The sequence below is a fragment of the uncultured Ferrimonas sp. genome, assembly GCF_947489035.1.
Classification (GTDB): Bacteria; Pseudomonadota; Gammaproteobacteria; order Enterobacterales; family Shewanellaceae; genus Ferrimonas.
Genome location: NZ_CANLCI010000042.1, coordinates 1 through 16,684, shown reverse-complemented (window position 1 = coordinate 16,684; position 16,684 = coordinate 1). Strand labels below are relative to the sequence as shown.

Here is a 16,684-nt window from a genome sequence, read left to right as displayed (position 1 = left end):
CCGAGCGGTCTCGGCAATGACCTTTATGCCGCAGCGGGTCATGCACAATAAGTTCAACAGCTAATTGGTACACAGCCTTATTTAGAGGCGATGGCCTGATAGAAATCTCGAGCTTTGTTGATGGGTTGGTATTGGCGCAGCAGTTGCCCAATCAACCGATCTTTACGCAGCCAAACTTGATTGAGCCAGGCTTGAAACTCAACGCGATAGCCTTTGTCTTGCTGGTAATCGCCCTGCGGTACGGCGCTCATTGGGATCACATTGATATCAACCACCACGTGCTCAACCTTGCCACTGACAAAGGCGGCCATGATGTCATCGGTGGCGCCGGGGTAGACCACGGTCAGATCCAGCACCTGCTCAAATTGATCGCCTAAGGTGCTCATCGCAAAGGCGATACCGCCGGCTTTGGGCTTCAACAGGTAGTTGAAAGGGCTGCACTGGCGCTGGTGCTTGGTGGGGGTTAAGCGGGAGCCTTCCACGTAGTTGATGACGCAGGTGGGCCGATCCCGAAAGCGTTCACAGGAGCGACGAGTGGTGTCGATGTCGCTGCCTTTCAGGTGCGGGTTCTTAGCCAATTGGCTTTTGCTGAAGCGGCGCATAAACGGCATGTCCAGTGCCCAGCAGGCGGCGCCTAAAAAGGGCACATACAACAGCTGCTGTTTTAAGAAAAACTTCAACATGGGCACATTGCGGCGCAGGGCGATAGTGACCACCGCAATGTCCATGGCGCTTAAATGATTGCAGACGATCAGGTAGGAGCCCTGTGGGTTAAGCGGTTGCTGCAACCCTTGAATATGCCATTGGGTTGGGGTTAAGCCCTTTAAGATGATTTCGTTGCCCAGTACCCAGCCCGCCATAAAGCGGTTAGCCAGATCGCCGATGGGATTTTTTGCCATCGGCAGCAGGGCTTTCAGGGGCGCGGTAAGCACCACTAAGGTGCCCCACAAGGCAAGATTGAGCAGCGCCGCAGTAACGACCAAAACGGCCACTAATGGCCCAGGTAACAGTGACAACATTCGGAATCCATTTCTTAGTTGTTGTAATAAATTATGGTAACAGCAGGGGCAAAACGTGCGTTGTTACAACCTTGTATCTTATCCGGTTTTTATTGTGAAGTGCCATCGCTGCTGGCGCGCTGGATCGGTTGCGCTGCTCCACTTTGCTTATTGCGCTTGGCGTTGCAACTCCGCCAGCAGCCGATCCATGGCGCGATAACCCAGCGCCTCGGCGATGTGGGCTTTGCTGACGTCGGCGTTGCCGTCCAGATCGGCGATGGTGCGAGCCACCCGCAAAATGCGGTGATAGGCGCGCACCGACAGATTGAGCTTATTAATGGCCAGCTCGGTAAAGGCCAGCAGCGGCTGGGAAATGCCCAGCTCTGGCCCCAATTGCTGGCCACTGAGCAGATGGTTTAATTTCCCTTGGCGCTGCTGAGCCCGTTGCTGTGCCGCCAAGATCTGCTGGCGGGCATCGGCGCTGGTTAAGCCGTTGGCATGGCCTTGGCTGAGGCTGCCTGCGGGCAAGCGGCTGACCTCCACGCTCAGATCAAACCGATCCAGCAACGGCCCCGATAATCGGCCTAAATAGCGGCGGATCTGCTCGGGGGTATCGCGGCTGCGGCTACCCACTTCGCCACTGGGGGAGGGGTTCATCGCCGCCACCAATTGAAATTGCGCTGGAAAGGTCAGTTTGGCGCTGGCGCGGGAGATCACTACCTGCCCCGACTCCAGCGGCTCGCGCAAATTATCCAGCACCACGCGGGGAAACTCCGGCAGTTCATCCAGAAACAGCACCCCGTGGTGGGCTAATGAGATCTCGCCGGGTTGCGGTATCGAGCCCCCGCCCACCAACGACGCGGCGGAGCTGGAATGATGGGGGGCACGAAAGGGCCGCTGCGCCAGTTGCTGCGCTTCGCGGCTGAGTCCGGCGACGCTGTGAATGGCGGCCACATCCAAGCCTTGTTCTAGCGGCAGCGGCGGCAGCAAGCTGGCCAAGCGCGACGCCAACATGGTTTTACCGGTGCCCGGCGGGCCCAACAGCAGCAGGTTGTGGCCGCCGCTGGCGGCGATCAGCAGCGCCCGCTTTGCCTGTTCTTGGCCGATGATGGCACTGAGATCCGGTTGCGGGGGGGATGGTGGCGTTGGCACGCTGCTCAAGCTGGGCTCGGCCAAGCTGTGCTGGCCGTGCAGCGCCGCCACCAGCGCGGTTAGATCCGGCACCAATTTGATCTGAGCCTGAGGCAACAAGGCCGCATCTTGTTGATTGGCCTCGGGAATAAATAAACACTTACCGGCGTTATGGCCAGCCACCAAGGCCGGCAGCAAGCCACGCACTTGCCGCAGTTCACCGGCCAAGCCAAGTTCGCCGTAAAACTCGCAATTTTGCAGCGATTGTGGGGGTATTTGATTCGATGCAGCAAGAATGCCCAGGGCAATGGGCAGATCAAAGCGGCCCCCTTGCTTGGGCAGATCGGCGGGGGCCAAATTAAGGGTAATGCGCGACACCGGAAAGCTGAAACCGGCGGTTTGCAGTGCCGCTCGCACGCGTTCTCGGGATTCTCGTACCGAGGCTTCCGGCAACCCCACTAAAGTGAAGCTGGGTAAGCCCCCGCCAAGGTGGGTTTCTACCGTAACCACTGGGGCAGCTATCCCCAACTGCCCCCGACTGTGTAATCGAGAAAGTCCCATATTGTGTCGCCTTCTTGTACGCAAATAGCGGATAAGTGTCGTGAAAATCAATTGGGCAAACGGATTAAGCGACCGCTTCATATCAGAAATAAATTGTTACATCTGTGTTTTGTTCGGGTTGCAAATAATACTTTGCAGCAAAAAAATCGCTGTGCTAGAAATATAGGGGTGCTCACAAAATGAGCCGCAACACTCAGCTGCCTGTTGGCTGAATAACCCCAATAACTTATGTGCGAGAGACTCATGTTCCCAGTTGCCCAGCGCCTAGTCCTAGTCCTAATTACCGTGGTGATTACCGTCACCGGCGGGGGACGCGATTGGGCAGGCAGCAACGGCAGACGCTAGCACACACCAAATCGCAACCAACCCCGCCTCGACAGACGCGGGGTTTTTTTTGTTTTAAATATCAGTCAACGGAGATCAGCAGCATGACCCAGATGTATCACCAAGCCGACGCCAACCCCAGTTTGCTCGAAGGCAAAACCATCGCCGTGCTTGGTTACGGCAGCCAAGGCCGTGGCCAGTCGCTTAACCTGCGTGACAGCGGCGCCAATGTGGTTATTGGGCTGCGTCCCGGCGGTGCCAGTTGGCAGCAGGCTGAGCAGGAAGGCTGGCAACCGGTTGGCTTTGCCGATGCGGTTAAAGACGCCGACATCGTGATGATGCTGACCCCCGACATGGTGCAAGGGCAGATCTACACCGACTTTGTGGCGCCCAACATCAAAGCTGGAGCGATGCTGATGTTTAGCCACGGTTTCAACATCTTGTATGAGCTGATCAACCCCAGCGCCGACATCGACGTGACCATGGTGGCGCCGAAAGGGCCGGGCTTCTTGGTGCGTACCGAGTATGAAAAAGGCGCTGGTGTGCCGTGCTTGATGGCCGTGCATCAAGATGCGTCTGGCAGCGCTCATGCCAAGGCACTGGCGTACGCCGATGCCATTGGTGGGACGCGCGGTGGGGTGCTGACCACCAACTTCCGCGAAGAGACCGAAACCGATCTGTTTGGTGAGCAAGCGGTGCTGTGTGGCGGGGCGATTTCGTTAGTGCAGCAGGGCTGGGAAACCCTGACCGAAGCGGGTTACCAACCGGAGCTGGCCTACTTCGAATGTTTGCACGAACTGAAACTGATTGTGGATCTGTTGTACGAAGGCGGCGTGTCGCGGATGCATGAATTTGTCTCCGACACCGCCGCGTATGGCGCCGTAACCCGTGGCCCACGGGTGGTGGATGCCAAGGCGAAAGCGGAAATGAATAAGGTGCTGAGCGAGATCCAATCGGGTCAGTTTGCGCGGGAATGGATTGCCGAGCACCAAGCGGGCAGCGCCAACTACCGCCGTTTGCAGCAACAAGATTGCGATCACCCAATTGAAGCGGTTGGGGCGGATTTACGCGCCCGCATGCCGTGGTTAAACCGAGGAGAATAGCCAATGAGCAGTGGGGCCGAGGCGGTGGTACGCGCATTAGCAGAACAGGGTGTGAGCCAAGTGTTTGGTTACCCCGGCGGTGCGATCATGCCGGTGTATGACGCACTGCTGGACTCGCCAGTTGCGCACCTGCTGTGCCGTCATGAACAAGGGGCAGCGTTTGCGGCCGTGGGCTACGCTCGCGCCTCTGGCAAGGTGGGGGCTTGCATCGCCACCTCTGGCCCCGGCGCCACCAATCTGATCACCGCCTTGGCGGATGCGATGATGGATTCGGTGCCCATTGTGGCGATCACCGGCCAAGTGCCACGGGCTGCGATCGGCACCGACGCGTTTCAAGAGATCGACTTGCTTGGCTTGTCGCTGGCCTGCACCAAGCACAGCTTTCTGGTGGAACGGCCAGAGGATCTGTGCGCCACCTTGCACCGCGCCTTTGCCATCGCCACCGAAGGCCGCCCCGGCCCGGTGTTGGTGGACATCCCCAAAGATGTGCAGCAAGCGTTGGTTACCTACCAAAGTGCGCCGCCCAGCTTGGCGGTCGCGGCCAACGACACCTTTGAATTAGAGCAGGCACAGCGGTTGTTGCAGCAGGCGCAGCGGCCATTGGTGTACGTGGGCGGTGGCGTGGGCATGGCGGGCGCCGTGGCCGAGCTGCGTGAGTTCTTACGCCACACTGGCATGCCATCGGTGGTGACCTTAAAAGGCATTGGTGCCATCCCCAAACAGACGCCAGGTTACTTAGGGATGTTGGGCATGCACGGCAACAAAGCCGCCAACAGTGCGGTGCAGCAGTGCGATTTGCTGCTGGTGTTGGGGGCGCGCTTTGATGATCGGGTGACCGGCAAATTGGACGCTTTTGCCCCCGATGCCACCGTGATCCACTTAGACATTGATCCCGCCGAGATCGGCAAACGCCGCGCCGCGTTGCTGTCTTGCAGTGGCGATCTGCGTAAGTTGCTGCCAGAGCTGACCATCAGCTTGTCGCAGGGCATCGCATCGTGGCGGCAGCACTGTCAGCAGATGGCGCACCACTGTGCGCCGCGTTACGACGCCCCCGGCGACAACATCTATGCCCCAGCGTTGTTGAAACGGCTGAATGAGTTGATGCCGCCGCACACCATGGTGGCCTGTGATGTGGGCCAGCATCAGATGTGGGTGGCGCAGCACATGTGGTTTGATTCTCCGGCCAATCACCTGTCGTCGGCGGGGCTGGGCACCATGGGTTTTGGCTTGCCCGTTGCCATTGGCGCGGCGCTATCGCGGCCACAGGATTGCGCCATTTTAGTGAGCGGCGATGGCTCGTTCATGATGAACGTGCAAGAGCTCACCACCATTAAGCGGGCGCAGCTGCCGGTGAAAATCATCGTGTTGGATAACCAGCGCTTAGGGATGGTAAAGCAGTGGCAGCAGCTGTTTTTTGAGGAGCGTTACAGCGAAACCAACCTGTCGGACAACCCCGACTTTGTCGCCATGGCGGCGTCGTTTGATATTCCGGGGCGCCACATTTGGCATCGGGATCAAGTGGAGCAGGCGGTGCAGCAACTGCTGGACGCGAAAGGCCCGTACCTGCTGCATGTCTCTATTTCAGCTCAAGAAAACGTATGGCCACTGGTGCCACCTGGCGCCTCTAACGATGAAATGATGGAGCAACAGCAATGAAGCAGCACACTTTGTACATCGAGATGAACCCCAGCAGCGAAGTGATGGAGCGAGTATTGCGAGTCACCCGCCACCGCGGCTTTGCCGTTGCCACCCTGCAGCTGAACCAAAGCCAACAAGGCAGCCACCTGCAGGTAACGGTAAACAGCGACCGCCCCATCGATCAATTAACCCGCCAATTGGATAAGCTGATTGATGTGAACACTTGCCGCTTGGCCACCAGTGCCAACCACGTACCGACTAACAGCGCTGTGGCCACTGCCGCAGCCCACGGCTAAGCCGCGAAGGAGATTGCAGTGAATCAAGCAGAACAGATCTGGTTTAACGGAAATTTTATGCCTTTTGCCGACGCCAAGGTGCACGTGCTCAGCCACGCCCTGCATTACGGTTCGTCGGTGTTTGAGGGCATTCGAGCCTACAAAACCCCGCAGGGCAGCGCGATTTTTCGCTTAGAAGAGCACATTCAGCGTTTGTTCGATTCGGCCAAAATCTACCGCATGCCGATCCCCTATTCGCCCGAGCAGATCAACCAAGCCTGCCGTGACGCGGTGAGCTGCAATGGCCTGAGCAGCGCCTACATTCGGCCACTGGCCTTTTACGGCAACGTGGGCTTGGGGCTGAATGTGCCCCCAGGCAGCGAAGCCGAAGTGATGATCGCCGCCTTCCCGTGGAACGCTTATTTAGGTGCCGACAGCATCGAACAAGGGGTTGATGTGTGCATCAGCAGCTGGAACCGTTTGGCGCCGAACACCATGCCTACCGGCGCCAAAGCCGGTGGCAACTACCTGTCTTCGCAGCTGATTTCTGGCGAAGCCAAACGCCATGGTTACGCCGAAGGGATCGCGCTGGATGTGAACGGCCAGATCTCGGAAGGCGCCGGTGAAAATCTGTTTGTGGTGAAAAACGGCGTGCTGATCACCCCGCCCACCACCGCCGCCATTTTGCCGGGGCTGACCCGCGACACCATCATCACCTTGGCCCGCGACGCCGGGTTAACCGTGAAAGAGGAATCGATCGCCCGCGAAGCGCTGTATCTGGCCGATGAGCTGTTCATGACCGGCACCGCCGCTGAGATTGTGCCGGTACGCAGCGTTGATGGCATCGAATTGGGTAATGGCCAGCGTGGGCCCATTACCGCCTTGATGCAGCAACGCTTCTTCGGCCTGTTTGATGGCAGCACCGAAGACAAATGGGGCTGGCTCGATTACGTCAATCCCCAAGCGGATTGCCAAACCAGCTTTGAAGCTCACACCGCCGCCACCGTGTTGTAAGGATCCGTTATGCCTAAGTACCGCTCTGCCACCTCAACCTCTGGCCGCAATATGGCCGGTGCCCGTGCCCTGTGGCGCGCCACCGGCATGACCGACGAGGATTTTGGTAAGCCGATCATCGCCATTGCCAACTCCTACACCCAGTTTGTGCCGGGGCATGTGCACCTAAAAGACATGGGCGATCTGGTGGCCGGAGCAATTGTCGAGGCCGGTGGGGTGGCCAAAGAGTTCAACACCATCGCCGTGGACGATGGCATTGCCATGGGCCACAGCGGCATGCTCTATTCGCTGCCCAGCCGCGAACTGATCGCCGACAGCGTTGAGTACATGGTCAATGCCCACTGCGCCGATGCGCTGGTGTGCATCTCGAATTGCGACAAGATCACCCCAGGCATGTTGATGGCGGCATTGCGGCTGAATATTCCGGTGATCTTTGTGTCGGGCGGGCCGATGGAGGCGGGCAAAACCAAGCTGTCGGATCAGCTGATCAAGCTGGATCTGGTTGATGCGATGGTGCAAGCCGCCGATCCGAAGGTGTCGGACGAACAAGCCGCACAAGTGGAGCGCAGCGCCTGCCCAACGTGCGGCAGTTGCTCGGGCATGTTTACCGCCAATTCAATGAACTGCCTGACCGAGGCGCTGGGGTTATCGCTGCCGGGCAACGGCTCGATGCTGGCCACCCACGCCGATCGGCGGCCGCTGTTTTTAGAGGCCGGTAAACGCATTGTGCAGCTGTGCCAGCGCTGGTATCAGCAAGACGATGCGCGGGCTTTGCCCCGGGGCATTGCCACCAAGCAGGCGTTTCAAAATGCGATGACCTTGGACATCGCCATGGGCGGCTCCACCAACACCATTTTGCATCTGTTGGCCGCCGCGCAAGAGGCGCAGGTGGATTTCACTTTGGCCGACATCGACGCCCTGTCTCGTGAAGTGCCCAACTTATGTAAGGTGGCACCGGCCACGCCGCAATACCACATGGAAGACGTGCACCGGGCGGGCGGGGTGATGGCGCTGTTGGGGCAACTGGCCAAGGGCGGCTTGGTGCACACCGATGTGCCCCACGTCGCTGGGGAGTCATTGGCGCAGGTGCTGCGCCAATGGGACGTGGATCAAGCCCCGCAAGCCCATGATTTTTTCCGCGCTGGCCCCGCCGGCATTCGCACCACCAAGGCGTTCAGCCAATCCTGCCGCTGGGACAGCCTGGATCAGGATCGCGCCAACGGCTGCATTCGCAGTGTGGCCAACGCGTACAGCCAAGAAGGGGGCTTGGCGGTGCTCAGCGGCAACTTGGCGCCCAACGGCAGCGTGGTAAAAACCGCCGGAGTGAGCGACGACTGCTTAACCTTTGATGGCCCAGCGCGGGTGTACGACAGCCAAGACGCGGCGGTAAACGGGATCCTAGCCGGCGAGGTGCAAGCGGGGGAAGTGGTGGTGATCCGCTACGAAGGCCCCAAAGGCGGGCCGGGAATGCAGGAGATGCTCTACCCCACCAGTTACTTAAAATCGATGGGCTTAGGGCAAGCGTGTGCCCTGATCACCGACGGGCGTTTCTCGGGGGGCACCTCGGGCTTGTCCATCGGCCACGTTTCGCCAGAAGCCGCCAGTGGCGGGCCCTTGGCGCTGGTTGAAAATGGCGATCCCATCGCCATCGACATTCCCAACCGACGGATTGAACTGCAGCTGGACGCGACCACCTTGGCGCAACGGCAGCAGCGCTGCGATTACCAACCTAAGCGGCAGCGGCAGGTGCCAGCGGCGCTGAAAGCGTACGCGTTATTGGCCACCAGTGCGGATAAAGGCGCGGTGCGCGATCAGGAGTTATTGCGATGAGCCAAGCCGCCACGCCGTCGATGTTGGGCCACGCCTTAGTGCAGCAAACCTTGCAGCAGATCCTCACTGCGCCGGTGTACGACGTGGCCAAGCGCACCGAGCTGTCGCCGTTGCCAAAGCTGTCGGCTCGGTTCGGCCACCAATTGTGGCTCAAGCGGGAAGATCAGCAGCCGGTGCATTCGTTTAAATTGCGCGGCGCGTACACCAAGTTGCATGGCTTAACGCTGGCGCAGCGCCAAGCTGGGGTGGTGGCCGCGTCGGCGGGCAATCACGCCCAGGGGCTGGCACTGGCGGCGCAGCAAGCGGGGGTGAAAGCGGTGATCGTGATGCCGACAACCACCCCAGAGATCAAAGTCAGCGCGGTGCGAGGCTTCGGTGCCGAGGTGCTGCTGCATGGTGAGAGTTTCGACAGCGCCTATCAGCAAGCCCATGCTTTGGCGGCGCAGCACGGTTACACCATGGTGCCGCCCTTTGACGACGCCGCCGTGATTGCTGGCCAAGGCACCATTGGCCAAGAGTTGCTGCAACAGCAACGGGATCTGAACGCGGTGTTTGTGCCGGTGGGCGGCGGCGGCCTCATTGCCGGAGTGGCCGCGTGCATTAAAGCGTTAGCGCCACAGATCAAAGTCATCGGGGTTGAGCCCGAAGACGCCGCCTGTTTGCAAGCGGCGCTGGCGGCGGGCAAACCGGTGCCGTTAGCTCGAGTCGGCTTGTTTGCCGATGGGGTGGCGGTAAAGCAGATCGGCGCGGCGCCTTTTGCGTTGGCTCAGCACTGCGTGGATGAGGTGATCACCGTCAGTGCCGATGAGATCTGTGCCGCCATTCAAGACATCTACCAAGACACCCGCGCCATTGCCGAGCCAGCGGGCGCCTTAGCGGTGGCGGGCATGAAGCGTTACGCCCAGCGCCAGCCAGAGCCGCCGGCATCAGCCGCGCCGCAGCAGTGGGCGGCGATCTTATCCGGCGCCAACATCAATTTTCACACCCTGCGTTATGTGTCAGAACGCTGCGAGCTGGGCGAGGGCAAAGAGGCGTTGCTGGCGGTCACCATTCCCGAGCGACAAGGGGCGTTTTTGCGTTTCTGCCAAGTGCTGGGGCAACGGGCGATCACCGAATTTAACTACCGTTTCAGCGATCGCGACCGCGCCCATGTGTTTGTCGGGATCAAGCTGGGGCAGGCAGATGAAATCAACCTCATCAGTCAGGCGTTAACCGACGCGGGTTACCCCCATCAGGATCTGTCGGCGGATGAAACCGCCAAGCTGCATGTGCGCTACATGGTGGGGGGCGTTGCGCCAACGGGCGTAAAGGAGCGGCTGTTTCACCTGCACTTTCCAGAGCACCCTGGGGCATTAGCGCATTTTCTTACCCAGCTGGGGGATCGCTGCAACATCTCGTTATTTCATTACCGTAACCACGGTGCCGCCAGTGGCCGAGTGCTGCTGGGGTTAGAGTTGGGCGAGGTGCCCTTTGCCAGTGTGCAAACCACCTTCGCGGCCATCGATGCCGATTGGCGCGAGGTCAGTGACAGCCCAGCGTATCAATTTTTCCTGCGAGGCTAGTGTGTCGTTGCGTGGCGCACGGGGGGATGGTTCTCCCCCTTTTTTTGCCCAAAATTTGGCTGTTTGGTTTTTTTTCGAGTCAGGCTGAACTTTCTGGCCAGCCGTGCGTCTTATTAACCAGATAGTTCATCATCTCCTTTGTTAGACATTTTCGCCGCCTCAATTTGAGGCGGTTTTTTTATGTCTGCACGGTGGCGCAAGGCAGCAAAAAATAAATGTTGTGATTGGTTGAACCTTTTTCATTGCGCCACGTCTTAATTAACAGATTCATCATCATCTTCTTTGTTTGAGTTTTTTTTGCCGCCTCAGTTTGAGGCGGTTTTTTTATGCCTAAGAAATGGCTGAGGCATAAAAATAGTAGCTGTTAATGGCTTAAACCGGCGCGAATGGAACCGGGTTGAGTGGCATCATTAATGGCCAAAAAAGGCGCTTAAGTGGCGCTTTTTTATTGCTATTTGGCTTCAACTCTGTACAGCCGAAGCCTTATTAGAATTACGTTCGTGATCAAAATGTTAGCGTTATTGCTTAACGGTTAATTTTTACAAATTTAGCGCGAATGGTGGTTGGTATTTGCGCTGTGCTGGTTAGAATGTCGCGCAGTTATTTATCTCCATTGGTGCCGTATTCGGCGTGAAGGACTCCTTGATGTTAAAACGTATTGTGCTGGTAGTAGGCATTGTGGTGCTGGTGCTGTCGATGTTGGCAGCCATGAAGTACCAACAGATCTCTGAGGGCATGGCCCAGATGGCAAATTATGCGCCACCACCGGCAACCGTGTCGGCGGTGACCGTGGAACAACAAACTTGGCGACCACAGGTGGCTTCTGTGGGCTCTTTGCATGCCATTGAAGACATCGATGTGGCGGCGGAAGTGGCGGGCACCGTTGATAGCATTCAGTTTGAAAGCGGCCAGAAAATCGAAGCGGGGCAACTGCTGCTGACCCTGAACGACGACGTAGAGCAGGCCAACTTGGCCAGCTACTTGGCGCAAGCAGAGCTGGCCAAGATTAAGTACGACCGGATGGCGGGGCTGTTTAAGCAGAACAACGTGTCGGAAACCGATCTGGATGAAGCCAGCTCGGCACTGAAAGTGGCCAACGCCATGGTGGCGCAAACCCGCGCCACCATCGCCAAGAAAAACATCATCGCCCCGTTCAGCGGCACCTTGGGCATCCGTCAGTTCTCGCTGGGTGAGTTCATCAGCAGTGGCCAAGCGTTGGTGACGTTGCAAGATGCGCGTATTTTGTACGTGGATTTCTCGGTACCAGAGCGTTACTTGCCAAGCCTGTACACCGGTCAGCAGGTGCATTTAAGCGTTAGCGCGGCTGCAGGTCGCACCTTCGAAGGCCAAGTGATCGCCATTGAAGCCAAAGTGGATGAAGACACCCGTAACATCGCCCTGCGTGCCCAATTGCCGAACGGCAAAGGGGAACTGCACCCAGGCATGTACGCCGACATTCGCCTGTTGATGAAAGACGCCATTACCCCAATTGTGGTTCCGGCAACGGCCATCGCGTACAGCCCATTTGGCGATGCGGTCTTTGAAGTACTGAAAGACGACGCGGGTGAACTGATGGTGAAGCGCCGTTACGTCAAAATTGGCGAGCGTCGTGGCGACAACGTGGCAGTGTTGAGCGGTTTAGAGCAAGGCGCTCAGATTGTGAATGCTGGCATCAACAAGCTTGAGAACGGCACCAAAGTGGTTCTGTCCGACGCGGTTAAGCTGTAAGAGGGCTGCATGAAATTTACCGATCTGTTTATCCGCCGGCCCGTGCTGGCAGTGGTACTGAACGTACTGCTGCTGGTGTTCGGTGCCCGCGCCTTTATGGACATGCAGGTGCGCCAGTACCCTGACATGGAAATTGGCCAGATTGACGTAACCACCAGCTACCCAGGCGCCGATGCGGCGCTGGTGCAGGGGTTTGTTACTCAGCCAATTCAAGAGGCGATCGCCTCGGCCGAAGGCATCGATTACGTTACCGCTACTTCTAAGGCGGGGCTTTCCACCATCTCGGTGTACCTGAATCTGGGCTACGACGCCAACACCGCCATGGCGGAGATGCTGACCAAGCTGAACGAAGTGAAGGGCCGTTTGCCGCAAAGCATCGACGATCCGATCATCGCCAAAAGCGTGGCTGGCGGCGGCGCCATCATGTACTTGGCCTACTTCAGTGATTCGATGAATGGGGTGGAGATCACCGATTACCTCAAACGGGTGGTGCAACCGAAATTTACCGAAGTGGATGGGGTAGCGGAAGCGCAGCTGTTTGGGGAAAAAGAGTTCTCGATGCGGGTGTGGCTGGATCCAGTGCGGATGCAAGCCAACGGCGTGACCGCCGCCGACATCAACCAAGCGCTGGGCAAAAACAACTTCCAAAGTGCCGCCGGTGAAGTGCGCGATACCTACACCGTAACGTCGGTACGTGCGTCGACCTCTTTGCAAGATGAAGCGTCGTTTGGCGCCATCACCATCAAGAGTGAAGGCACCAAAATCGTACGGCTGCAGGATGTGGCGCGGATTGAGCTGGCAGCCAAATCCGACAAAGTGCAGTCGATGTACAAAGGCACCCCAGCGATCTTCGTTGGCATCACCACCACCCCCGGCGCCAACCCATTGGATGTGGCCAAGGGCGTGTATGAAGTGCTGCCAGAGATTGAACGCAACCTGCCGGATGGCTTAAACCAAGTGATGAACTTCGATTCCACCGAGTTCATCAGCGAATCGATCAGCGAAGTGGTGACCACCTTGGGCGAAGCCGTCGCCATTGTGGTGGTGGTGGTGTTCCTGTTCTTGGGATCACTGCGCAGTGTGATGATCCCGATTGTGACCGTGCCGCTGTCGTTGGTGGGCGTGGGCTTGTTCATGCTGGGCTTCGGCTTCTCCATCAACCTGCTGACGCTGTTGGCGCTGGTGATGGCGATTTCACTGGTGGTGGATGACGCCATCGTGGTGGTGGAAAACGTCCACCGTCACATCGAAGAAGGGTTAACCCCCGTGCGTGCTGCGGTGGTGGGTGCCCGTGAGATTGCGCTGCCCGTGATCGCCATGACGGTAACGTTGGCGGCGGTATACGCGCCGATCGGCTTTATGGGCGGCTTAACCGGCTCGCTGTTTACCGAATTCGCCTTTACCTTGGCGGCGGCGGTATTGATCTCCGGCTTCATCGCCTTAACCCTGTCGCCGATGATGAGCTCGAAGCTGCTCAACAAAGAAGATCTGCACAAGCCGCTGCCACAGCTGCTAGACCGGATCTTTGACCGCTTAAAAGGCGCGTATCAGCGGTTGCTGAACCACGTGGTGGGGTACTACAAAACCGCCATCGCCATGAGCGCCATGCTGCTGTTCTTGGCCATTGGTGGCATGTTTATGTTGACCCAATCGGAACTGGCGCCGGATGAAGATCAGGGCTACCTGTTCAGCATCGCCAACGGCCCAGATAACGCTGGGGTGAACTTTGCCACCGCGTACGGGAAGCAGTACACCGACATGGTGTCGCAGTACCCTGAGTACAACATGGCGTTGGTGTTTGCCGGTTACCCCAGTGAAAGCGGCTTCTTCTCGGTGCTGGGCTTAAAGCCGTGGAGCCAGCGTGAGCGCACCCAGATGGAAGTGCAACCGCAGGTGCAACGGGACGCAGGCCAGATCGCCGGTTTGACCGTCTTTACCGTTAACCCGCCGGCGCTGCCTGGGGTTGCATCCGGTTTGCCGGTGAACTTTGTGGTAACCACCACCGCGGATCACGCCACCTTAAGTAAGGTGATGGCCGATCTGACCCGTGAAGCCCGCAACAGCGGCCTGTTTATGGTGGTGAACAACACCCTGAAAATGAACAAGCCGCAGATCCACATCGAAATTGACCGCGAGAAAGCCGGTCAGTTGGGGATCAGCATGGAAACCATCGGTACCGTGCTGTCGACCCAGCTGGGCGATTTCCGCACCAACTACTTCGACATTCAGGGCCGCAGCTACGAGGTGATCCCGCAAGCGGACGCGCCGTATCGCGCCACTGCGGATCGCATTGCCGAGCTGTACGTCAACAGCAGCAACGGGGATTCCATCCCACTGTCCACCATTGTGTCGGTACAGCAGGAAGTGATCCCCAACGGTTTGACTCAGTTCCAGCAGCTGAACTCAGCCACCTTGGAAGCGTTGCCGATGCCAGGCAGTGCCACCATTGCCGATGCGCACCAGTTCTTAAAAGCCAAGCTGCAAGAGATTGCACCGCAAGGCTACGCCTACGACTTTGGCGGCCAGAGCCGTCAGTTTGAAGGGGAAGGCGGCGCCTTGTACGTTACCTTCGCCTTGGCGTTGATGGTGATCTTCTTAGTGTTGGCGGCGCAGTTTGAAAGCTGGCGCGATCCTATCGTGGTACTGACCACGGTACCGCTGTCGATCTTCGGCGCGATGATCCCGCTGTTCTTCGGCATGGCCACCTTGAACATCTACACCCAAGTGGGCTTGATCACCTTGGTCGGCTTGATCTCCAAGCACGGCATCTTGATTGTGGAATTTGCCAACCAGCTGCAGCGCCAAGGCAAAGACAAAGTCACTGCCGTGGTGGAAGCCGCCAGCTTGCGTTTGCGCCCAATCCTGATGACCACCGCCGCGATGGTACTGGGGGTGATGCCGCTGGTATTGGCCTCCGGTGCGGGGGCGGTGTCGCGCTACAACATCGGTTTGGTGATCACCGTTGGTCTGTCGGTAGGTACCCTGTTCACCCTGTTTGTGGTGCCGGTGTTCTACGTGATGTTGGCCAAAACCGTCGATAACGAAAAAGAAGCCGCGCTGCTGGCAGAAACCAGCGCTTAACCTAATCGTTATCAACCCATCAAAAACCGGCGCCCAGCGCCGGTTTTTTTATGGCAAATTCTAAGTCTAAGAAGCAGTTGTGGTAGCTTGCACACAGCCTTAACCATTTCATTTTTTGGAGTTTTAGCGATGACCGTAGCCCCATTTAACCCCACCCCGCGCACCCTCATGGGGCCGGGGCCATCCGACGTTCACCCGCAGGTGCTGCAAGCGCTGGCCAAGCCGACGATTGGGCATCTGGATCCGCAATTTGTGGCGATGATGGATGAAACCAAAGCGCTGATCCAATACGCCTTCCAAACGGAAAACCCGTTCACCATCGCGGTTTCGGCTCCGGGCAGCGCCGGCATGGAAACCTGTTTCGTTAACTTGGTTGAGCCCGGCGACAAAGTGATTGTGTGCCGCAATGGCGTGTTTGGTGAACGCATGCGCCAAAACGTCGAGCGAGTTGGCGGCGAAGCGATCTTGGTGGACGACGAATGGGGCCATCCGGTCAGTGTCGATAAAGTGGCGGCGGCGCTGGCGGCGCACCCCGACACCAAGCTGCTGGCCTTTGTGCACGCGGAAACCTCCACCGGTGCCTGCTCTGATGCCAAGGCGCTGTGCGCGCTGGCGCAGCAGCACGAGGTGCTGACCATCGTCGATGCCGTAACCTCGTTAGGCGGCATTGAACTGCGGGTGGACGAGTGGGGCATCGACGCCGTGTACTCCGGCAGCCAAAAGTGCCTGTCGTGCGTGCCGGGCTTATCGCCGGTGTCGTTCTCGCCCAAGGCGGTGGCCAAGTTGGAAGCACGCACCAGCCCAGTGCCAAGCTGGTTCCTCGATCAAACCTTGGTGATGGGCTATTGGTCTGGCACCGGTAAGCGCAGCTACCACCACACCGCGCCGGTGAACAGCCTCTACGCCCTGCATGAATCGCTGCGGCTATTGCAGCAAGAGGGATTGGAAAACGCTTGGGCGCGCCATCGGGCGATGCACCAAGAATTAAAGTTGGGGCTGCAACAGTTGGGGCTGACGTTCGTGGTTGAAGAAGCCCACCGCTTGCCGCAACTGAACACCGTTTACATCCCCGCGGGTGTGGACGACGCCGCGGTGCGAGCGGAACTGTTGCACCGCTTTAACCTTGAAATCGGCGCGGGTCTGGGCGCGTTGGCGGGCAAAGCGTGGCGCATCGGCTTGATGGGCTACGCCGCTCGCCATGAAAATGTGCTGCTGTGCTTGGCGGCGCTGAAACAGGTAATGGCCAAGTAAGCCGGGGGCGGTTGCTCGGTAACGGCCGCAGAACCACCCACAAGGAGCGCATTGCGCTCCTTTTTTTTAGGCTGTGTACCAATTAGCTGTTGAACTTATTGTGCATGACCAGCTGCGGCATAAAGGTCATTGCCGAGACCGCTCGGCGGCGGGCAAGGGACTCGTCCCTTTGCAATCCCGAGCGCCTC

Annotated in this window: 11 protein-coding genes; 9 read left to right on the top strand and 2 right to left on the bottom strand. The window is 58.3% G+C overall.

The annotated features are described in order from the left end of the window. Positions 1–77 precede the first annotated feature (77 nt). Positions 78–1,019, bottom strand: a complete 942-nt coding sequence (locus Q0796_RS17500; RefSeq protein WP_298445605.1) for an acyltransferase — start codon at positions 1,017–1,019, stop codon at positions 78–80. 147 nt (positions 1,020–1,166) lie between these two features. Next, the gene (locus Q0796_RS17495) at positions 1,167–2,690 is read right to left on the bottom strand and encodes a YifB family Mg chelatase-like AAA ATPase (protein ID WP_298445602.1); all 1,524 of its coding nucleotides are present in this window, start codon (positions 2,688–2,690) and stop codon (positions 1,167–1,169) included. A 428-nt stretch (positions 2,691–3,118) separates the two neighbouring features. On the opposite strand from Q0796_RS17495, the gene ilvC reads away from it, so the two are divergent. The 9 genes from ilvC to Q0796_RS17450 all read left to right on the top strand — a co-directional run bounded on the left by ilvC (position 3,119) and on the right by Q0796_RS17450 (position 16,496). Continuing rightward, positions 3,119–4,117 carry a ketol-acid reductoisomerase gene (ilvC, locus tag Q0796_RS17490; protein WP_298445599.1) on the top strand — a complete coding sequence of 333 codons (999 nt, stop codon included), beginning with the start codon at positions 3,119–3,121 and terminating at the stop codon, positions 4,115–4,117. 3 nt (positions 4,118–4,120) lie between these two features. After that, positions 4,121–5,773 carry an acetolactate synthase 2 catalytic subunit gene (gene ilvG / locus Q0796_RS17485; RefSeq protein WP_298445597.1) on the top strand — a complete coding sequence of 551 codons (1,653 nt, stop codon included), beginning with the start codon at positions 4,121–4,123 and terminating at the stop codon, positions 5,771–5,773. Next, entirely contained in the window at positions 5,770–6,051 is a 282-nt protein-coding gene (gene ilvM, locus Q0796_RS17480) for an acetolactate synthase 2 small subunit (RefSeq protein WP_298445595.1), read from the top strand. Before ilvG ends, ilvM begins: the two co-directional genes overlap by 4 nt. 12 nt (positions 6,052–6,063) lie before the next feature. Continuing rightward, positions 6,064–7,044 (top strand): branched-chain amino acid transaminase, encoded by a 981-nt coding sequence (locus tag Q0796_RS17475; RefSeq protein WP_298445607.1) that lies wholly within the window; start codon positions 6,064–6,066, stop codon positions 7,042–7,044. Between the two features lie 9 nt (positions 7,045–7,053). Next, the gene (gene ilvD / locus Q0796_RS17470; RefSeq protein WP_298445593.1) at positions 7,054–8,874 is read left to right on the top strand and encodes a dihydroxy-acid dehydratase; all 1,821 of its coding nucleotides are present in this window, start codon (positions 7,054–7,056) and stop codon (positions 8,872–8,874) included. After that, positions 8,871–10,436 carry a threonine ammonia-lyase, biosynthetic gene (ilvA, locus tag Q0796_RS17465; RefSeq protein ID WP_298445591.1) on the top strand — a complete coding sequence of 522 codons (1,566 nt, stop codon included), beginning with the start codon at positions 8,871–8,873 and terminating at the stop codon, positions 10,434–10,436. Before ilvD ends, ilvA begins: the two co-directional genes overlap by 4 nt. 645 nt (positions 10,437–11,081) lie before the next feature. After that, positions 11,082–12,164, top strand: coding sequence for an efflux RND transporter periplasmic adaptor subunit (locus tag Q0796_RS17460; protein ID WP_298445589.1), 1,083 nt, complete (start codon positions 11,082–11,084; stop codon positions 12,162–12,164). A 9-nt stretch (positions 12,165–12,173) separates the two neighbouring features. Next, positions 12,174–15,245: an efflux RND transporter permease subunit gene (locus Q0796_RS17455; protein WP_298445586.1), complete on the top strand. Its 3,072-nt coding sequence runs from the start codon at positions 12,174–12,176 to the stop codon at positions 15,243–15,245. Between the two features lie 129 nt (positions 15,246–15,374). After that, positions 15,375–16,496: an alanine--glyoxylate aminotransferase family protein gene (locus tag Q0796_RS17450; RefSeq protein WP_298445583.1), complete on the top strand. Its 1,122-nt coding sequence runs from the start codon at positions 15,375–15,377 to the stop codon at positions 16,494–16,496. Positions 16,497–16,684: the final 188 nt, after the last annotated feature.